This is a genomic window from Polymorphospora sp. A560, assembly GCF_045781765.1.
GTDB classification, from domain to species: domain Bacteria; phylum Actinomycetota; class Actinomycetes; order Mycobacteriales; family Micromonosporaceae; genus Polymorphospora; species Polymorphospora lycopeni.
The window spans coordinates 5,036,593-5,056,276 of sequence record NZ_CP122282.1 but is presented as its reverse complement, the minus strand read 5'-3'; the positions used below and the strand labels follow the sequence as shown (position 1 = coordinate 5,056,276).

Here is a 19,684-nt window from a genome sequence, read left to right as displayed (position 1 = left end):
TCCCGTACGCCCAGAGGCGTATCCCGACCCCGCAGGTTTCCGGCCCTGCGGTGGCGTCTGCCTGCGCGCACACCCCTTTCGCAAGGAGACCAATCCTTCATGTCCACAAGACATCTGACGAGGCTGGCCGCGGTCGCGGTCGGTGCCTCGTTGCTCGGGACCGCGGTCTGGACCGGCCCGGCGAACGCGACCGCGTTGCCGTCCGTGCCGCCGCAGCCCGTCCAGCTCGCCCACGTCGAGGCGTACCCGCGCCAGAACGTCCTGCCGGTCTGGCCGGACGACCCCAACGACGCCTCCATCCCGATCGGTGTCGTCCCCTACGACGAGATCGCGCCGAAGCTGAACGCGCTCCAGGCCGACAGCGACCGGGTCTCGGCCCGGGTCGCCGGCAAGACCGTCGCCGGCCGTGACCTGTACGTCGTCACCGTCACCGCGCCCGAGACCAGGGCGCAGGCGCAGCAGCAGGAGCAGTGGAAGCGCTGGCTGGAGGACGAGCCGGTCAAGGCGCGGACCAACGCCCGCCTGCTCGCCGAGTACAAGACCCCGCTGTTCGTCAACGCCAACATCCACGGCAACGAGTGGGAGGGCACCGACGCCGCGCTGCGGGTCATCGAGGAGTTCGCCACCAGCACCGACCCGGCGGTCGCCGACCTGCTCAAGCGCAACCGGCTGGTCTTCAACGTCACCGCCAACCCGGACGGCCGGATCGCCGGCACCCGCGCCAACGCCGCCGGCTACGACCTCAACCGGGACCTGACGATCGTCTCGCAGCCGGAGACGAACCTGATCCGCGAGCTGACCGTCGACGCCAAGCCGATCATCACGCTCGACCTGCACGGCTACGTCTCCCCGACGCTGCTGCACCCGAGCACCCCGCCGCACAACGTCAACAACGAGTACGACCTGTTCATCAAGCACGCCCTGCCGAACGCCCTGGCGATCGAGGAGGACCTGCGCGACCTCGGGTACGCCGAGACGCAGCGGGCCCGCATCCCGTTCCGCGACGACGCACCCGGCGTCTGGGACGACTTCCCGCCGATCTACGTGCCGTCGTTCGCGCTGCTGCAGAGCAGCATCCCGTACACGATCGAGGCCCCGCTGAACCCGCGTGGCGCCAACCTGACCCCGGCCGAGCGGGTCCGCCGCTCCGGCATCAACACCGACGTGCACGAGGTCGCGATCAAGACCTCGCTGCGCTACATCCAGGAGAACCGCACCCAGGTCATCCACGACCAGGCCGAGGTCTACCGCCGCGGCTGGGCCGGTGAACCGCTGCGCGACATCCCGGACGGCTACGTGCCCGGCTGGGGCCCGGAGGACAACTACAACACCGAGTTCCCGCGCTCGTACGTCATCCCGACCGGTGCCGGCCAGCGCTCCGAGCCGGCCGCCGCCCGCCTCGTCGACCTGCTCATCGGCAGCGGCGGCCGGGTCTGGCGGGCCCAGGACGACTTCACCGCCGGCGGCAGGTCCTACCCGGCCGGCACGTACGTCATCGACCTGCACCAGCCCAAGCGCGGCCTGGTCAACTCCCTGCTCGAACCGGGCATCGACCTCACCGATCGGGTCGCCGACCTCTACGCCGGCCCGGCCGCCTGGAGCCAGGGACTGACCTGGGGCGCCACCGTCGACACCCTGTGGGACGAACTGCCCGACGTGCCGCTGCTGCGCACGTACGACGGCAGCGCCCCCGGCACCCTGCCCGGCGGCACCCCCGACCTGCACCTCGACATCCAGGACGCGTCCGACCTGCTCGCCGTCAACGCGCTGCTGGCCCAGGGCGTACCGGTGTACCGGCTCGCCGACGGCTCCGTCGTCGTACCGCACACCCCGACCAACCGCCGGCTCGTCCACGCCGAGATCCGCCGGCACCGGGTGAACTTCGCGGCCGCCCCGGCCGGCTGGAGCGGAACCCTGCTCGACAAGGTCGCCGTCGGCTACGTCGGCTCGGTCGAGGTGCGGGACACGCTGCTCGACAACGGCTTCGACGCCCGCCCGGTGACCGCGGCCAACCTGGCCACGACGCTGACCGCCGACATCGACGTGCTGTTCGTCGGCGGCACCCTCAACGTCGCGACCCTGACCGCGGACAACCGGGCGGCGCTCGACGCGTTCCTCGCCCGCGGCGGCGGCGTGGTCGGCATCGACACCGCCGGCGCGGCGTTCAGCAACGCCGCCGGGCTGCTGACCGTCACCGCCACCGCCGGCCAGAGCCTGGCCAGCGGCGTCGTCAACGTGGTCAACAACGGGGGACCGGTCACCTCCGGCGCCCTGCCGCACTCGTTCGTCGCCCAGCCGGTCTGGTTCACCAACCTCGGCGCGGGCGCCGTCGTCGACCAGGCGTACGGCGCCGACCCGCTGGTCGCCGGCTGGTGGGGCACGAACGCCGCTGGCACCAACGGGCCGGCCGCTGCGGCCAGCCAGGCCAGCATCGTCCGCACCGAGACCGCCGCCGGCAACGGCGTCGTGCTCTTCGGTACGGACCCGACCTGGCGACTGCACGCCAAGGGCCTGCACCCGCAGCTCGGCCGCGCCATCCTCTGGGCGGCCCAGCGGTAAGCCCGTCCTAGATCCGTGTGATCAGGGACCAAATCCGGCGTGTCGTCGGCGCGTCGGACGTCAAAGTCCCTGATCACGCGGATCTTGCGAGGCCGGCGGCGATGACCAGGGCAACCGCGGTGAGGGCGGCGAGCGCGACCGCCGCGCCCGGATAGCCACCCGCGCCCAGGCCGATTCCGCCGGCCGTGGCCCCGACGAAGACGCCGAGACTCATGCCGGCGGCGTTCAGGCTCAGCGCCGGGCCGCGCTGCGCGCCGCAGCGGCGGACCAGCAGGCTGACCACGCAGGCGGCGACGACGGCGTGGCTGGCGCCGAGCGCGGCGGTGCAGACCAGGGCGACCGGCAGCGTCGGAGCGAGGAAGACACCGAACATGGCGGCCACGGCGACGGCCAGCCCGGCCAGCAGCAGCCGCCGGGGCCGGCCGTCGTCGCCGGCGTTCGCGAGCCGGCCGGTGACGAGGTTGCCGAGGAAGAACGACGTGCCGCTGAGGGTCCACACGAACGCGAACCAGCCCGGCGACAGGTCGAACCGGCTGTCGTAGAACGCGGCCAGGTAGGCGAGGTAGCCCATGAACGCGGCGGTCCGCAGCAACGCCACCAGCAGCAGCGAGCGGGCACCGGGCACCGCGGCCAGCGCCCGGAACGTGGCGACGTAGCCGAGCCGGGCGGCGGGGGCCGCCCGGCCCCGGCCGCGCCGCAGGAACGCCATCGCCAGCACCGCCGCGACGACCGCCGTCGCCACCAGGTCGCCGCGCCAACCCCACCACAGGGCCGGGACCGCGATGACCGGGGCGGCCAGCATCGCGGTCATCGACTGGGTGGCGGTGACCAGGGTCGCGGCCCGCGCCGCCGCCGGCCCGTCGCCGTACCGGTCGGCGGCGGCCGTCGCCAGCGCCGGGTTGAGGACCGCCGTGGCGGCGCCGACCAGGACACAGAACGCGGCGATGGTGGCGTACGTGCCGGCCGCGCCGAGCAGCGACGAGACGGCGAGCAGTAGCAGGGCACCGGCCGCCGACAGGTGCACCGGCAGCCTGCCGATCAGCGGCGCGAACGCCGTACCGACGGCCAGGGCGGCGAGGCCGCCCAGGCCGCGCAGGCCGCCGACGGCCGCCTCGCCACCGCCGGTCGCGTCGGCGATCGGCACCAGGAAGGTGCTGAAGACCGTGTACGGCAGCAGCCCGACCGCCGAGGCGAGCAGCACCGGCCAGAGCTGCCCGGCCATCCGCAGATCCCCGGGCACCGCACCCTTCGCCGCTGTGTCCACCACGGAACGTCAGGGCAGCGTGCGCAGGTAGTCGGCGAACTTCTCCAGACCGTCCACATTGCGTGGACCGCTGATCCCCTCGTTGTAGTCGAGGACGAAGAAACGGTTGTCGCGTACCGCCGGCAGTTCACGGGTCAGCGGCGACGTCCGCAGGAAGTCGATCTTCTCCTGGGCGGGCTGGTCGCCATAGTCCAGGATGATGATCACCTCCGGCTGGGCGCTGGTGACCGCCTCCCAGCCGACCTGGGTCCAGCGGGCGTCGAGGCCGGCGAAGATGTTGCGACCGCCGGCGATCCGGATGATGTCGGTCGGCGGGACCTGGGCACCGGCGGTGAACGGCTGGTCGGTGCCGGAGTCGTAGAGGAACACCGGCACCGGGTCGCCCTGCGGCGCCCGCGCCTGCACCGCCGCGACCCGCGCCTTCAGGTCGGCGACGACGGTGCCGGCCCGCTCCGGCACGCCGAAGATCGCGCCGAGGCGTTCGAGATCGCTGTAGAGCCCCTCGAACGGGGTGAGCCGCTGCGGGAAGTTCGGGTAGTTGAAGCAGCTCTCGCTGTGCATGAAGCTCTGGATGCCGAGCTGGTCGAGGATCTGCGGGGTGATGCCGCGCTGGTCGCTGAAGCCGGAGTTCCAGCCGGCCACCACCAGGTCGGCCCTCGCGTCGACGACGAGTTCCTTGTTGAGGAGGTCGTCGCTGAGCATCTCGACCCTGGCGTACTCGGCCGCCCACGGCGATTCGGTCACCGGCGGGTTCGCCGGCGGCATCACGTAGCCGTGCACCCGGTCGGTCAGCCCGAGCGCGAACAGCTTGTCGGCGCTGCCGCCCTCGTACGCGACCGCACGCTGCGGCGTACGGTATTCGACCTCCTCGCCGCAGCGCGGCACGGTGACCGTCGCGGCCGTCCCGGCGCTGTCGGCGACCTCGGCGCCGCAGCCGGTGGCGAGCAGGGTCACGAGTACGCCGAGCGCGAGCCCGGAGCGGGTTGTCCTGGATGTCACGGGGTGGTTCCTCCTTGCGGGGTGAGCGAGTACAGCAGTTGCGGGGTGCCGGTGCGCGGATGTGGCACGACGGTCGCGTCCACGCCGAAGACGTCGCGGACCAGGTCGACGGTCAGCACCTCGTCGGGGGTGCCGGCGGCGACCAGCCGGCCCTGCGAAAGCACACCGATCCGGTCGCAGGTCGCGGCGGCGAGGTTCAGGTCGTGCAGGACGACGAGGACGGTCAGCCCGCAGCCGCGCAGCAGCGACAGCAGCCCGATCTGGTGCCGTACGTCGAGGTGGTTGGTCGGTTCGTCGAGGACCAGGACCCGCGGCTGCTGGACCAGGGCGCGGGCGACCAGCACCCGCTGCCGCTCGCCGCCGGACAGGGTGAGCACGCCGCGGCGGGCGAGGTGCGCCACGTCGAGGCGCGCCATCGCCGCCGCGCACAGCTCCCGGTCGGCGGCGCCGAGCGCCTGGTTGCCCCCTAGGTACGGTGCCCGGCCGAGGGCGACGACCTCCTCGACGGTGAAGTCGAGGTCGGCGCCGCCCTCCTGGGTCAGGGCGGCGACGGTGCGGGCGCTGCGCCGCATCGGCATCGCGGCCAGGTCCTCGCCGCCGACCCGGACCACGCCGCCGCTGGGCCGCAGCGCCCGGTAGACGCAGCGCAGCGCCGTCGACTTGCCGCTGCCGTTCGGGCCGACCAGGCCGACGACGCGTCCCCCGGCGACGTCGAGGGAGAGGTCGTGGACGAGGTGCCGGCCGTTGACGGTCACCGTCAGCCCGGACAGGACGAGGTCCATCTCAACGCCCCCCGAACAGGTAGCCGCGCCGACGTAGCAGCGTGACGAACACCGGTACGCCGACCAGCGCGGTGATGACCCCGAGCGGCAGTTCGCGCGGGGCGACGAGGGTCCGCGACACCAGGTCGACCCAGACCATGAAGACCGCGCCGGCCAGCGGCGCGACCGCCAGCACCCGGGCGTGGCCGGCACCGACGACGATGCGTACGACGTGCGGCATGACCAGGCCGACGAAACCGATCGCCCCGCTGACCGCGACCATCGCCCCGGTGACCACCGAGGTGAGCAGCAGCAGGCCGTTGCGCAGCCGGTCGGGGTGCACGCCGAGGCTCGCCGCGGTCTCGTCGCCGAGCGCCAGCACGTCCAGCGACCGGGCGTGCCGGCGCAGGACGGCGACACAGCCCAGCACCAGGACCGCCAGCAGCGGCAGCGCGCCCCAGGTCGCGGCGCCGAAGCTGCCCATCGTCCAGTAGAGGACGGTGCTGGTCGACTCGCTGTTCGGGGCCAGGTAGATGATCACGCTCATCACCGCCTGGAGTCCGAACGACATCGCCACCCCGGTCAGCACCAGCCGCAGCGGCGCGATGCCGCCCGGCCCGCGCGCGGCGGCGTACACCAGGACGCAGGCGAGCAGCGCGCCGAGGAACGCGCCGGCCGACATCGCGTAGATCCCGAACACCGCCAGCCCACCGGTGACGGTGACCGCGACGGCGCCGACCGACGCGCCGGAGGAGATGCCGAGCACGAACGGGTCGGCCAGCGCGTTGCGCACCATCGCCTGCACGGCCACCCCGACCGCGGCGAGGCCGGCCCCGACCAGGGCCGCGAGCAGCACCCGTGGGGTACGGATCTGCCACACGATCTGGTAGGTGGCGACCTCGTCGGCGGTGATCCGGCCGCCGGTCAGCGCCGCCCACAGGTAGCGGGCGGTGTCGGCCGGTGCGACGTTCGCCGGTCCCAGCCCGATGGCCAGCAGTACGGACACCAGCAGGGCGACGGCCAGCGCCGCGACGGCCACCCCGAGCGCCGTACGGCCGCCCGGCGGGCCGGCGTGTGCGGTGCCCGCCCGGCGGCGCTGGGTGGGCAGGGGGGTGCCGCCGACGTCGGTCGGCGCGGCGGGTGTCGGCGGCATGGCGGGGTGACCTCCAACCGAAAATGAAAACGGAAACCGTGTTCGAGGATCTTTATACCTGCCGGCCGGTCCGACCGGAAACCCGGTGCGCGCCAGGTGCGACCCGGCGCACACTTGCCGCCGATGAGCGACGACACCGACGACAGGTGGTGGTTCGACGGTCGGCCGACACTCGCCGGCGCCCTGCAACGGGGCCTCGGCCGTGGCGCCCTGCGGGCCATGACCGATCCGGCGGCACCCGACCTGATCGCCCACTGCCTGCGACGCGACCACCGCTGGGACTGGCAGGTGGACGATCGGGCGGTGTACCTGGCCCGGCTGGTCCGCGACCTGGAGATGCCGGTCGAACCGATCGCCGACCGGCTGTTCACCGTCCCGGCCGAGCAGTCCGACCACGACAACGAGTTCGAGAACACGCTCGAGGTGCTCGAGGCGCTGGGCCGGGCCGGTGCCGGCGACGCGGTCGACGGGGTCCACCGCTACATCCGAGCGGGTGATCGGTGGCTGGACGTGCTGGAAAAGGTCGCCGGCTCCTGGCCTTCCGAGCGGTGGGAGGACCTGTATCCGAGTGTGGCGGGCCGCCTCGCGTCGGCCGCCGACCAAGCGTGGTGGCGATCACCGCCGTGGACCACCTGGGCAGCGCGGGACGCCTGGATCGCCGACCGAGTCGCCGCCGCGTGCCGACCGGTGTCGCCCCGGCCGTTCGCCGATCAGCCGACCGCTACCCTGCTGGCCCGACTACGCGACCCGGCCCACGCCCGCGACCACGATCCGGTGTTGCGCGAACTGCGCCGACGGCCACCCGAGCCGGCACTTCTCGAACTCGTCGACGATCTCCTCGCCGGCGGCCCCAGAGCCGCCCTGTCCGCCGTGATCAGGCGGCTGGGCCCGGCGGCGCTCCCGGCCGCCCGTGACTGGGCGGCGACCCCAGCGCACCCGCTGACCTGGACCGCGCTGCGCATCCTGGCCGCACACGGCGACGACACCGACGCGGCGGCGCTCATCGCCGGCCTCGACTGGCTGGACGGCCGCCCCGATGATCTGTGCGGCTACGACGTTCTCGTCGAAGGTCTGGCCCGGATCGGTGGCCCGGCGGCGGTCGACGTCCTGCCCCGACTGGGCCGGCTGTGGTTCAGTCCGCACTCGTTCGAGCGATCCGACTATCTCAGGGCGTGGGTGGCGCTGGATCCGGCCGGAGCGTCACGCTGCCTCGTGGAAGGGCTGTGGGACTGCGAAGCCGGCGTACGGCTGTTGGCAGCCCGGCACGCGCCGCTCACCGACACGACCCGCGAACGGCTGTGTCACCTGCGCGACGACCCGATCGAAACGACCGAGGTCCGCGCCGCCGCCCTGGCCCGCCTGGCCGGGGCCACCGCTACCGCCCGTCCATGAGCCAGTGCCCGCCGACCATGATCGTCTGCGGTGAAGCCGTTCGACGCGCCGAGAGCTGACGGCGGAACAGCAGACGATCACCGAAGTTGGCCGTCGGTGTTCGGGTCATCGGTCGGCGGCGTCGGGGACGGACATCCGGTGCAGGCCCTCGCGCAGTTCGTCGTCGTGCATGACCAGATAGACCAGGCCGCAGTCCTGCGGGCCGGTGACGTCGAGCTGGCACAGCGTGCACGGCTCGCCCGGCCGGATCGGGCACCGTGCCTCCGGCCGGCTCTTCGCGCGACTCTCCATGTGTCCACGCTGACCGCTCCCGGCCGGTGCGACCAGGGCCGGAGGACCTGTCAGCGGTGGGCGGCCGGCCCGGTGGACTCGCGGACGACCAGCCGGCAGGGCTGGCGGATCACGCCGGACGGGCGCCTGCCGTCGAGGGCGGCGAAGAGGTGGGTGACCGCGGTGGCGCCGAGGTGCTGGAGGTTGAGGTCGACGGTGGTCAGCGGCGGCCGGCAGTCGGCGGCGAGCACCTCCCAGTTGTCGTAGCCGACGACGGCGACATCGTCGGGAATCCGGCGGCCGAGGTCGTGCAGGGTCTCGGTGACTCCGGCGGCGATCTGGTCGTTGCCGCAGAAGATCGCGTCGAGGTCGGGGTCGGTGGCGAGCAGGGTACGGGCGGCGTGCCGGCCCCAGCGCTGGGACCATTCGCCGTAAAGCGGTTCACGGCCGGCCAGCGGCAGCCCGTGTTCGGCGAGGACCTTGCGCATCCCGACGACCCGGTCGCGGGCGGCCCGGTAGCTCTGCGGGCCGGTGATGTGACCGATGCGGCGGCGGCGCAGGGTGACGAGGTGTTCGATGGCGAGCCGGGCGCCGCCCTCGTCGTCGGCGAGCAACGACAGGTCGGACGGGTCGGTGGACTCGCCGTAGACGTAGACGACCGGGACCGGGATCTCGGGGGTGAGCGACGGGCGCAGGTCGTTGCTGTCGCCGACGACGATGAACCCGTCGACCTGGCGGGCGAGCAGCGTACGGATGTAGTGCTGGCGCCGGATGGCGTCGCCGCGGGCGTCGCAGAGCAGCACCGACATCTGTTCGTTGCCCAGGGCGTTCTCGGCGCCGAGCAGGATCGGGATGGAGAAGCGCCCGCCGAGTTCGTCGGTGAGCAGGCCGATGGTGCGGGTGCGGCCGGAGATGAGGCCGCGGGCGAGGGCGTTGGGTTGGAAGGACAGTTCGGCGGCGGCTTGCAGGACGCGCTGCCGGGTGGCCGGCGCCACCTGGGCCCGGGCGTTCAGCGCCTTGGACGCGGTGGCGACCGAGACGCCGGCCAGCCGGGCCACGTCGCTCAGCGTCACGTTCTGCGAAGGTTTCCTGCCCACCGAAATCCTTTCGGTTTTCTTTTCGGAGTCTGAAGAGATTCTATGCCTGGTGGTCAACGTGCAGATCAACCTGTCGTGACCTGTACGTAACACAGGAGCCATCTTGCCGAAAAGGTTTTCGTAGGCCATTGTGGCGGTCAACCGCAGTGATGGTGCTCACTGCGTAGAGGTGTGCGGGGGTGCCGTGACCGAGCGAAGTGAGGTGGCCGCATGGTCGTGACGTCGCCAGCGGGGTCGGCCCGGGCCGACGGTCGCGGCGGCCACGTCCGGGGGTCGTCTCCGGGCGCGTTCAGGAGGTAACACTCCCGGCTCACCCTCCCAGGCGGCTCCACGGATGAGAGGGCGGATCCGGGTTCCATATATCGATCTTCATCCATGAAGGAGGATCCCGTGAGAAGCCGATGGCGAAGTACTTTCGCACCGGCCCTGGCCGGACTGCTCGCCGCTACCGTGGCCGCGGGGCTGGGGGTGGTCGGGACCGGCGTCGCCCACGCCGTACCCGGTGACAACCTGGCCTGGACCGCGACCGCGACGGCGTCCTACACCTCGCCGTGGGAGTCCGTTGCGGCGATCAGGGACGGCATCGACCCGCCGAACTCCAACGACACCGTCAACCCGCGCTGGGGCACCTGGCCCAACACCGGCCAGCAGTGGGTCCAGTTGACCTGGAGCAGTCCGCAGACCATCCGCGCCGCCGAGGTCTACTTCTTCGACGACAACGGTGGGGTCCGGCTCCCCGCCTCCTGGCGGGTGCAGTCCTGGAACGGCAGCGGCTTCGTCGACGTCGCCGGCGCCAGCGGCTACCCGATCCTGCGGGACCGCTACAACCTCGTCACCTTCAACGCCGTCAGCACCACGCAACTGCGGGTGGTGCTGCAGAGCGGTACGGCATCGGTCGGGCTGCTCGAGGTCAAGGCGCACGCCAACGGGCCGGGCGGCCCCACGACCCCGCCGCCGTCGAGCGGGTGGAACCCGCCGGCCAACCTGGTGACCCCCCTCGACCAGGTCTGGCGGCACCAGGAGGAGACCTACAACAACGGCAACCTGTACGGGTTCCGCAACTACGGCTGGGACCAGGTCATGGCCAACGGTGGCTACCTGAACTTCTGCGTCCGCTGGGACTCGTCGGCGTCGGTGACCGCCGCGCAACGCGACCAGATCCACGCCACCCTCGCCCGCCAGTACAAGAAGTGGATGGACGTCATGGTCGGCCACAACGCCTGGCCGTACAACGACGTGCCGATCCGCGTCGTCGGCTGGGCCGTGCGTAACCGTGCCCAGTTGCAGTGGTCCGACAACTCGGTCGACATCTACGTCAACAACATCCGGGAGAACGCCCCGCAGTGCTCGGAGCCCTGCGGCCGGTTCTTCAACCAGAACGGCCAGTACCCGAACTGCCCCGGTGGCGCCTCCCGGCACTACGACCAGTCGCTGTGGCTCACCGACGGCTTCGGCGGCGGGGCCGGCGGCGACTGGGGCCAGCGGATGGGCCGCGAGTACTACATGAACAACCTCAACACCGAGAACATGACGATCCTGCTCCACGAGATCGGCCACACCTTCGGTCTGGACGACTTCTACGACTGGACCCCGTCGGGAGTAGGCGGGTTCCTCATGCGTGCCGGCAGTGCCAGCTCGATCACCGACTTCGACCGGTGGATGCTGCGCGACTGGTGGCGGCACCTGAAGAACCGCTACGGCTACTGACCCGCACCGACCGGCACCCCACGGCCACGCCCGGTGGCCGTGGGGTGCCCCACCCCTCCCGCGTCCGTGCCCCACGAGAGGTGCCGCGCATGCCCACTTCCCCCACCGCCAGACGTACCCGCCGGCGGGCCGGTGCCACGGCCCTGACCGCCGCCCTGGTCGCGGCCCTCGCCGCGCCGGTCCTGCCGGCCCACGCCGCCAACCCGATCGTCACCAACATCTACACCGCCGACCCGGCGCCGCTGGTCGTCGGCAACACCATGTACATCTACGCCGGCCGCGACGAGGCGGCGACCGGCGTCAACAACTTCGTGATGCGCGAGTGGCGGGTCTTCTCCTCGACCGACGCCGCCAACTGGACCGACCGCGGCGCCCGCGCCAACATCGGCACGTTCCCGTGGGCCGGCGCCGACGCCTGGGCCAGCGAGGTCGAGGAGCGCAACGGCCGCTACTACTGGTACACCTCGATCAACGGCAACGGCCCCGGCTGGATGAACATCGGCGTCGCGGTCGGCGACAGCCCGCTCGGCCCGTTCACCGACGCCAAGGGCGGCCCGCTGATCAGCGACAGCACCCCGAACTCGTCCGGACTCAACATCGACCCGACCGTCTTCACCGACGACGACGGTCAGGCGTACATCTACTGGGGCGGCTACTGGGGTCCCCGGGCCGCGAAGCTGAAGTCCAACATGATCGAGCTGGACGGGGCGGTGGTCACCCCGACCGGGCTGACCAACTTCTGGGAAGCGCCGTGGATGTTCAAGCGCAACGGCCTCTACTACATGATCTACGCCGCCAACGACACCAACGGCTGCGTGACCAACTCCAACTACGCCTGCCAGCGGTATGCCACCGCGACCAACCCGCTCGGCCCGTGGACCCACCGCGGCGTCGTGCTCGACCAGGTCTCGTCGACCACCAACCACGCCGGTGTGGTGGAGTTCAACGGCCAGTGGTACATGGTCTACCACAACGCGAACGCCCCCGGCGGCGGTAACTTCCGCCGCTCGGTCGCCGTCGACCGGCTCTACTTCAACGCCGACGGCACCATGCAGAAGGTCGTCCAGACCACGACCGGCCCGCCGCCGAACCCCGGCCCCGGCGGCCCCGGCCAGCCGCCGTCCGGCACCAACCTGGCCCCGTCGGCCACCGCTGGCACCTCGCACGTCTCGGCCTGGGAGAGCCTCGCCGCGATCAACAACGGGGGAGTGCCGGCCAACTCGCAGGACCGCGGCAACCTCGCGTACGGCAACTGGCCGCAGCAGGGCACCCAGTGGATCGAGTACACCTGGCCGTCGGCCCGCTCGATCAACCGGGTCGCCGCCTACTGGTTCGACGACAACCAGGGCATCGACCTGCCCGCCTCCTGCCAGGTGCAGTACTGGAACGGCAGCTCGTACGTCGCGGTGCCCGGCCAGTCGGCGTGCGGCGTCGCCGGCGACACGTACAACGTCACCACCTTCAACACCGTCTCGACCACCCGGCTCCGGTTGTCGATCACGTCCAGGCCGGGGTTGTCCACCGGCGTCCTGGAGTGGATGGCCTTCCAGAGCTGACCGCCCGGGGCCGGCGGGCGCACCCGTCCGCCGGCCCCGACCCGCATGCCACCCCGTCCCACCCCCACCCCTGGAGGTGCCGCCATGCCATCCACAGTGGACTCCGTACGGAGGCCGTTGGCACTGGCGCTGGCCGCCGTACTCACCACCGGCGCCCTGACCGTCCCCACCGCGACCGCCGCCCAGGCGGCCCAGACAATCGGCTATCCCACCTTCTCCGGCCCGGCGATCCCCGCCCCGCCGGTCGGCTACAACACCGGCAACACCATGCAGGCGATCTACGACGCCGAGAGCGCCGGCACCGACTTCTGGATGGACCGGCTGCTCGCCCGGCCCGGCAACGACCCCGCCGGCACGTGGCTGATGACCCGCGGCCGCGGCCTGTACATGTACACCCACAACCCCGGCGTCATCGGCTTCGGCGGCAACACCGCCTACTGGGACAACATCAGCAGCCAGAACGCGTACGCCGTCACCGTCACCCCCGGCACCTTCGCCGAGCAGGTCAGCGGGCGGTGGCAGTCGCCGAGCCACTGGAAGGGCGTCTACACCAGCGGCTCGGTCCGGGTCGACATGACCAAGTTCATCACCCACAACAACGTCGCCGTCACCAACCTGTCGATCCGCAACAACGGCACCGGATCGACCACCCTGCAACTGCGCGCCACCTCGCCGTACGCCACCACCGGCAGCGGCAGCGAGCTGACCGGCAGCCGGCAGGTGAAGAACAACCTGACCACCATCCGGCCCCGGCTGTCCGGCGACGGGTTCACGGTCAGCGGCGGCGGGCTCAACCGGTCGGTCACCGTCGGCGCGGGCCAGACCGTCACCACCAAGGTCGTCATGGGCTTCGTCACCGACGAGATCCCGCAGTCGCTGACCGAGTACAACGCCTACCGCGGCTACGCCCCGGACGCCGCGTTCGCCACCCACGTCCGCGACTACAACCGCTGGTGGGCGGAGAACGTCCCGTACATCGACGTGCCCGACGCGGCCATCAAGAAGAACATCTACTACCGCTGGTGGCTGATGCGCTACAACTACCTCGACGTCGACATCCCCGGGCAGGACTTCCAGTTCCCGGTGTCGATCGAGGGCGTCACCGGCTACAACAACGCCATCGCGCTGACCCAGCCGATGCACATCGACGACCTGAAATACCTGCGCAACCCGGTCTACTCGTACGGCCCCTGGCTGTCGGTCGGGCAGACCTCGCGCGGCGGCCGGTTCATGGACAACCCCGGCGACCCGGAGAACTGGTCGAACTCCTACACCCAGTACATCTCCGAGGCGGCCTGGCGCAGCTACCAGATCCACGGCGGCCAGCCGGTCATCGCCGGCAACCTGGCCCGCTACGCCGAGGGCGACGCCAAGGGCCAACTGTCCTACTACGACACCAACAACAACGGCGTCATCGAGTACGACTGGGGCGCCCTGACCGGCAACGACGCCGACGCGGTCTCCTTCGACTGGCGGGCCGGCCGGCTCGACCGGGCCGAGACCGCGTACGTCTGGAGCGGGGCGGTCGCCGCCCAGCAGGCGTACGCCCTGCTCGGCAACACCGCCAAGGCGGCCGAGATGCAGACGCTGGCCGACCGCATCCGCAACGGCGTCATCAACACGCTGTGGAACCCGTCGCGGCAACTGCTGGAGCACAAGCACGTCGCCACCAACGCGCACGTGCCGTGGAAGGAGATCAACAACTACTACCCGTACTCGGTGGGGCTGATGCCGAACACCGCCCAGTACCGCGAGGCGCTGCGGCTGTTCGCCGACCCGGCCGAATACCCGGTGTTCCCGTTCTACACCGCCAACCAGCGCGACAAGGCGGCCGCCGCCGCGGCCGGCTTCCCGGGCAGCAACAACTTCTCCACCATCAACTCCACCGTGCAGTTCCGGCTCTACTCGTCGGTGCTGCGCAACTACCCCAACCAGTGGATGTCGGCCGAGGACTACAAGAAGCTGCTCTACTGGAACGCCTGGGCGCAGTACGTCGGCGGCAACACCCAGTGGCCGGACGCCAACGAGTTCTGGGCCAACTGGAACGCCGGCACCCGCAACATCGACTACCGCTCCTGGATTCACCACAACATCCTGGGCAGCAGCAACTGGACCGTCATCGAGGACGTCGCCGGCCTGCGGCCGCGCACCGACGCCCAGATCGAGCTGTCCCCGATCAACATCAACTGGTCGCACTTCGCGGTGAACAACCTGCGCTACCGCAACATGGACCTGAGCATCGTCTGGGACGACCCGGCCGACGGCGTCACCCGCTACAGCGGCGTGCCGCAGGGCTACTCGGTCTACCTCAACGGCACCCGCGCCTTCACCGTCGACCGGATCACCCGGGTGCTCTACAACCCGGCGACCGGCACGGTCAGCCTGCCGGCCGGCGGCAGCACCACCTACAGCACCGCCGTACCCGGCCTCCAGGCGCCGCAGAACGTGGTCCAGAACAGCGCCCGCATGGTCGACATGTTCGCCAAGGCCGGCGCCGACCTGACCTCGACGACCCCGAACCTGGCCCAGGGCGCCACGGTCTCCGCGTCGTACACCGCCTCGGGCACCTCGACCGGCGCGGCGGTCGACGGGTTCCCGATCAACGAGCCGATCTGGGGCAGCTACGGCTCGCCGAACACCACCGACTGGTACGAGGTGTCGTTCGGCCAGTCCCGCACCGTCGACGACGTGTGGCTCCACTTCCGCAACGACCGGGCCACCAACCGCTACCGGGCGCCCGCGTCGTACAACGTCCAGTACTGGAACGGCAGCACCTTCGTCAACGCCGCCGCCCAGGTCAAGACGCCCGGCAGTCCGCAGGCCAACCACAACCGGGTACGGTTCACCGCCGTGAACACCACCCGGCTGCGGGTGCAGTTCACCCACGCGTCCGGCTACAAGACCGGACTCACCGAGGTGAAGGTCTTCAACCGGGGCGGGGGCGGCCCGGACCCCGGCCCGGCCAACCTCGCCGGCACCGCGACCCCGTCGGCGTCGTACACCTCGCCGTGGGAGAGCGTCGCCGCCCTCAACGACGGCATCGACCCACCGAACTCCAACGACACCGTCAACCCGCGCTGGGGCACCTGGCCCAACACCGGCCAGCAGTGGGCCGACCTGACCTGGGGATCGGCGCAGACGCTCCGGTCGGCGCAGGTCTACTTCTTCGACGACAACGGCGGCGTACGGCTGCCGGCCTCGTGGCGGTTGCAGTACTGGACCGGCAGCGGGTACGCCGACGTACCCGGCGCCAGCGGCTACCCGACCGCAGCCAACGCCTACAACGTGGTGACGTTCCCGGCGCTGTCCACCACCCGGCTGCGGGTGCTGCTGGAGAGCGGAGCCGGATCGGTCGGCCTGCTGGAGGTGAAGGCGTACGGCTGACCGCCGGCCGTGGGTGGGCGAACCGTGCCCACCCACGGCCGATCCCCATCGCACGACGAACCGAGGAGAACAGATGGTGTCGACACCCGGCCGGGCCGTCGTCATACACGACGTCGCGCGCCTGGCGGGCGTGTCCCACCAGACCGTCTCCCGGGTGCTCAACGAACACCCGCACGTGCGCGCCGAAACCCGCGAGCGGGTCCTGCGCGCGGTCGAGCAACTGAACTACCGGCCGAACCCGCTGGCCCGCGGGCTGGCCGGCCGCCGGCCCCGCACCCTCGGCGTGGTCAGTTTCGACACGCTGCTCTACGGCCCGGCGGCGACCCTGCTCGGGATCGAGCGGGCCGCCCGCGCCGCCGGGTACGGCGTCAACATCGTCACCCTCGAACAGCTCGACCACGCCGGCGTGGTGACCGCCCTGGACGTGCTGGCCGAGCAGTCGGTCGCCGGGGTCGTCGTCATCGCCCCGCAGGTCGCCGCCGCGGCCGCCCTGCACAGCCTGCCCAGGGGCGTGCCGGCGGTGGCCGTCGAGTCCGCGGTCGGGTCGGAGATCCAGGCGATCTCGGTCGACCAGGTCGCCGGCGCCCGGCTGGCCGTACGGCACCTGCTCGACCTCGGGCACGAGACCGTGTGGCACGTCGGCGGGCCCGGTGACTGGCTGGAGGCCCGCGACCGCGCCGACGGCTGGCGGTCGGCGCTGGAGGAGGCCGGGCGCCCGGTCCCGCCGGTCGTCGCCGGGGACTGGAGCGCCCGCAGCGGCTACCGGGCCGCCCGACTCGTCGACGGCACCGGCGCCACCGCGGTCTTCTGCGCCAACGACCAGACCGCGCTCGGCCTGCTGCGCGGCCTGCACGAGCGCGGCGTGCGCGTCCCCGAGGACGTCAGCGTCGTCGGCTTCGACGACATCCCCGAGGCCGAGTACATGTTCCCGCCCCTGACGACCGTACGGCAGGATTTCGACGAGGTCGGCCGGCGCTGCCTGGCCGCCCTGCTCGACCTGATCGAGGCCGGGCCGGCGGCCGGACCGGCCGTCGGGTCGCGGGTGGCGCCGATCCTGGTCACCCGGCGCAGCACCGCCGGCCCGCCCTGACCGGTCCGCCCTACGGCAGTTCGGGGCGCCGGACCGGACCCGGTCCCGTCGCGCGGTCGACCGCCGCCTCGCAGTGCAGCCGCGTGGTCGGGAACACCGGTACGGCGCTGTCGCTCTGGTCGACCAGCAGTTCGATCTCGGTGCATCCGTAGATGACACCCTGGGCGCCCTCGTCGACGAGCTTTCCGATGATCTCCCGGTAGGCGGCGCGGGACTCGGGCCGGACCACGCCCAGGCACAGTTCGTCGTAGATGATGTCGCTGACGATCTTCTGGTCGGATTCCGAGGGCACGACGACGCGGAGCCCGTGCGCGGCCAGCCGGTCCCGGTAGAACGCCTGCTCCATGGTGAACCGGGTGCCGAGCAGCCCGACCGTCTGGATGTGCCGCCCCTTCACCGCCGCCGCGGTGGTGTCCCCGAGGTGCAGCAGCGGAATCGTGACCGACCGCTGGATCTGGTCGGCGACCCGGTGCATCGTGTTGGTGCACAGGACGATGAAGTCGGCGCCGCCGTCCTCCAGCGCCCGGGCGGCGGACGCCAGGACGGTGCCGGCGTCGTCCCACCGCCCCTCGGCCTGCATCGCCTCGATGGCCGCGAAGTCGACCGAGTAGACGAGGCAGCGGGCGGAGTGCAGGCCGTCGCGGCGTTGCCGGACCAGGTCGTTGAGGATCCGGTAGTACTCCATGGTCGATTGCCAGCTCATGCCGCCGAGCAGACCGATCAGCTGCATTCCAGGCCCTCCCGCGCCAGGAGTGGGTCCGGTGCCCCACCATCGTCCCGGGCACCGCGGTGGTGCCGAGGAGACGACATTACGTGCCGGAGCAGCCGCCACCAACGCGGACGGAGGTCGTTCCGGCGCCCGCGGGGGTTGCCTGACCACCGCGGGCGCCGGCGGGCCTAGCTCGGCGCGCTGCCGAACGCGCTCGACAGGTAGGCCCGGGAGTCCGCGATCGCACCCTCGATGATCCGGGCCGCCTCGCGGGCCTCCTCCGGGCGGTGGCTGGCCTGCACCTGCAGCCGGAAGCGCGACGACCCGGTCGGCGTGACCGGGAACTCCACCATGAACGCCAGTACGCCCCGGTCGAACAGCAGCCGGTTGGCGGTGCGGGCCAGCTTCTCGTTGCCGATCAGCAGCGGCACGATCGGCGACGGCTCGCCCATGCAGGTCAGCCCGCGGGTGGTCAGCTCGTCGCGCAGCGCGTCGATGGCGGTGAAGAGCTGGGCCCGCAGCGCGTCCCCCTCCGGCGACCGGACGATCCTCGTCGCCTCGAGCACGACGGCGGTCTGCACCGGCGACAGGGCGTTGGAGAAGAAGTGCGAGCCGCCGAACATCTTGATGTACTGCTTCAGGGCCGGTGACCTCGACGCCACGAACCCGCCGTTGGAGCAGAACGTCTTCGAGAAGGCGCCCATGACGATGTCGACCTCGCCGAGCAGGTTCTGCAGCCCGAGCACGCCGGTGCCGCCGGGGCCCATCGCGCCGAGGTCGTGCGCCACGTCGACCAGCAGGGTCGCGTCGTACTCCCGGCAGACCCGCTGCAGCGTGACCAGGTCCGGATAGTCGGCGTCGACCGAGAACAGGCCGTCGGTGACGACGAGGATGCCGTTGCGGGTGTCCCGGGCGCGGATCTCGACCAGGTGCCGGCGCACCGCCTCGACGTTGAGGTGCTCGTAACGCACCACGTTGCGGGTCGCGGCGCGGGCCCCCTGCTGCAGGCAGGAGTGGGCCAGCCGGTCGATCAGGATGTGGTCCTCCTGGCGCACCAGGCCGACGACCGCGCCGAAGCCCGCCGCCCAGCCGGTCGGGAACAGCGTCACGTGCTCCAGCCCGACGAGGTCACCGAGGGCGGCCTCCAGTTCGTTGGAGATGTGCGTGTTGCCGAGCACCATCGGCGAGCCGGCACTGTGCGGCCCGTAGTCGTGCAGTGCCCGTTCCGCCGCGGCGCGGATGGCCGGGTGGGTGTTGAACGACAGGTAGTCCTGCGAGTTGAAGTTGATCCCCCGGGTGCGCCGGCCGAGGTCGTTGGTGATCTGGGCGGTGCTGTTCGGGGCCGCCTCCAGCACCCGCGAGTACTGCCACGTCTCGGTCCGCCGGCGGGCCTCCACCCAGCCGTAGAAGTCCTCGGTACGGGTCAGCAGGTTCCGCCCGGCCGGCCGGTAGAAGTCGTACGCGTTCTTGTCCAGCGCGTACTCCTCGTCGGGGTCGACGGGGTTGCGCAGGTGCGCCGGCTCCCACATCTCCTCCAGATCGGCGATGACCCGGGCCAGCTCGTCGTCGGCGCCGTCGAGGAGCGGGAACTCGTCCCAGGGGATGTGGCCCGCCCAGTTGCGGGTCATCTCGGACACCTCGGCGGCGGTGTCGGCCATGGCCGCGACATCGCCGCGCCGGGCCGCCCCGAGGATGATCTCGATCAGCTCGCCGTCTTCTCGTTGGTGCAGTTGCGTGGTCACG

Annotated in this window: 14 protein-coding genes; 6 read left to right on the top strand and 8 right to left on the bottom strand. The window is 71.6% G+C overall.

The annotated features are described in order from the left end of the window. The first annotated feature begins 99 nt into the window (after positions 1–99). Positions 100–2,559 carry a M14 family zinc carboxypeptidase gene (locus QCD66_RS22415; RefSeq protein WP_375735689.1) on the top strand — a complete coding sequence of 820 codons (2,460 nt, stop codon included), beginning with the start codon at positions 100–102 and terminating at the stop codon, positions 2,557–2,559. Positions 2,560–2,632: 73 nt separating this feature from the next. Here the strand turns inward: QCD66_RS22415 and QCD66_RS22410 are convergent, their stop codons facing one another. From QCD66_RS22410 to QCD66_RS22395, 4 genes are read right to left on the bottom strand one after another with little or no spacing between them, the layout of a single operon-like run. Continuing rightward, positions 2,633–3,826: an MFS transporter gene (locus QCD66_RS22410; protein ID WP_375735688.1), complete on the bottom strand. Its 1,194-nt coding sequence runs from the start codon at positions 3,824–3,826 to the stop codon at positions 2,633–2,635. Positions 3,827–3,832: 6 nt separating this feature from the next. Then, positions 3,833–4,822, bottom strand: a complete 990-nt coding sequence (locus QCD66_RS22405; protein ID WP_364212161.1) for an ABC transporter substrate-binding protein — start codon at positions 4,820–4,822, stop codon at positions 3,833–3,835. After that, the gene (locus QCD66_RS22400; protein WP_375735687.1) at positions 4,819–5,604 is read right to left on the bottom strand and encodes an ABC transporter ATP-binding protein; all 786 of its coding nucleotides are present in this window, start codon (positions 5,602–5,604) and stop codon (positions 4,819–4,821) included. The genes QCD66_RS22405 and QCD66_RS22400 overlap by 4 nt, the downstream gene beginning before the upstream one ends. A 1-nt stretch (position 5,605) precedes the next feature. After that, complete coding sequence (locus QCD66_RS22395) at positions 5,606–6,736, bottom strand: FecCD family ABC transporter permease (RefSeq protein WP_375735686.1); 1,131 nt, start codon at positions 6,734–6,736, stop codon at positions 5,606–5,608. Between the two features lie 123 nt (positions 6,737–6,859). Here QCD66_RS22395 and QCD66_RS22390 point away from each other — a divergent pair, with 123 nt between their 5' ends. Further along, positions 6,860–8,128: a hypothetical protein gene (locus QCD66_RS22390; protein WP_375735685.1), complete on the top strand. Its 1,269-nt coding sequence runs from the start codon at positions 6,860–6,862 to the stop codon at positions 8,126–8,128. 105 nt (positions 8,129–8,233) lie between these two features. On the opposite strand, the gene QCD66_RS22385 is transcribed toward QCD66_RS22390, so the two are convergent. Both QCD66_RS22385 and QCD66_RS22380 read right to left on the bottom strand, forming a co-directional pair. Further along, complete coding sequence (locus QCD66_RS22385; RefSeq protein WP_364212149.1) at positions 8,234–8,419, bottom strand: DUF6767 domain-containing protein; 186 nt, start codon at positions 8,417–8,419, stop codon at positions 8,234–8,236. 50 nt (positions 8,420–8,469) lie between these two features. Next, positions 8,470–9,495: a LacI family DNA-binding transcriptional regulator gene (locus tag QCD66_RS22380; protein ID WP_375735684.1), complete on the bottom strand. Its 1,026-nt coding sequence runs from the start codon at positions 9,493–9,495 to the stop codon at positions 8,470–8,472. 390 nt (positions 9,496–9,885) lie between these two features. On the opposite strand from QCD66_RS22380, the gene QCD66_RS22375 reads away from it, so the two are divergent. The 4 genes from QCD66_RS22375 (at position 9,886) to QCD66_RS22360 (ending at position 17,232) form a co-directional block, all read left to right on the top strand. After that, positions 9,886–11,202, top strand: a complete 1,317-nt coding sequence (locus QCD66_RS22375; protein ID WP_357539733.1) for a cellulose-binding protein — start codon at positions 9,886–9,888, stop codon at positions 11,200–11,202. Positions 11,203–11,291: 89 nt separating this feature from the next. Further along, entirely contained in the window at positions 11,292–12,758 is a 1,467-nt protein-coding gene (locus tag QCD66_RS22370) for a glycoside hydrolase family 43 protein (protein WP_375735683.1), read from the top strand. Positions 12,759–12,842: 84 nt separating this feature from the next. After that, positions 12,843–16,142 (top strand): discoidin domain-containing protein, encoded by a 3,300-nt coding sequence (locus QCD66_RS22365; RefSeq protein ID WP_407566766.1) that lies wholly within the window; start codon positions 12,843–12,845, stop codon positions 16,140–16,142. A 73-nt stretch (positions 16,143–16,215) separates the two neighbouring features. Next, positions 16,216–17,232, top strand: coding sequence for a LacI family DNA-binding transcriptional regulator (locus QCD66_RS22360; protein ID WP_364212136.1), 1,017 nt, complete (start codon positions 16,216–16,218; stop codon positions 17,230–17,232). A gap of 10 nt (positions 17,233–17,242) precedes the next feature. On the opposite strand, the gene QCD66_RS22355 is transcribed toward QCD66_RS22360, so the two are convergent. Together QCD66_RS22355 and QCD66_RS22350 are read right to left on the bottom strand one after the other, a co-directional pair. Continuing rightward, positions 17,243–17,962 carry an aspartate/glutamate racemase family protein gene (locus QCD66_RS22355; protein ID WP_364212133.1) on the bottom strand — a complete coding sequence of 240 codons (720 nt, stop codon included), beginning with the start codon at positions 17,960–17,962 and terminating at the stop codon, positions 17,243–17,245. Between the two features lie 167 nt (positions 17,963–18,129). Continuing rightward, entirely contained in the window at positions 18,130–19,683 is a 1,554-nt protein-coding gene (locus QCD66_RS22350; protein WP_364212130.1) for an aminotransferase class I/II-fold pyridoxal phosphate-dependent enzyme, read from the bottom strand. Position 19,684 lies beyond the last annotated feature (1 nt).

Bases quoted from the DNA above. Each gene is read 5' to 3' on its own strand.
- QCD66_RS22415 (WP_375735689.1), top strand. From the start codon at position 100: ATGTCCACAAGACATCTGACGAGGCTGGCCGCGGTCGCGGTCGGTGCC.
- QCD66_RS22400 (WP_375735687.1), bottom strand. From the start codon at position 5,604: ATGGACCTCGTCCTGTCCGGGCTGACGGTGACCGTCAACGGCCGGCAC.
- QCD66_RS22395 (WP_375735686.1), bottom strand. From the start codon at position 6,736: ATGCCGCCGACACCCGCCGCGCCGACCGACGTCGGCGGCACCCCCCTG.
- QCD66_RS22390 (WP_375735685.1), top strand. From the start codon at position 6,860: ATGAGCGACGACACCGACGACAGGTGGTGGTTCGACGGTCGGCCGACA.
- QCD66_RS22385 (WP_364212149.1), bottom strand. From the start codon at position 8,419: ATGGAGAGTCGCGCGAAGAGCCGGCCGGAGGCACGGTGCCCGATCCGG.
- QCD66_RS22370 (WP_375735683.1), top strand. From the start codon at position 11,292: ATGCCCACTTCCCCCACCGCCAGACGTACCCGCCGGCGGGCCGGTGCC.
- QCD66_RS22365 (WP_407566766.1), top strand. From the start codon at position 12,843: ATGCCATCCACAGTGGACTCCGTACGGAGGCCGTTGGCACTGGCGCTG.
- QCD66_RS22360 (WP_364212136.1), top strand. From the start codon at position 16,216: ATGGTGTCGACACCCGGCCGGGCCGTCGTCATACACGACGTCGCGCGC.
- QCD66_RS22355 (WP_364212133.1), bottom strand. From the start codon at position 17,962: ATGCAGCTGATCGGTCTGCTCGGCGGCATGAGCTGGCAATCGACCATG.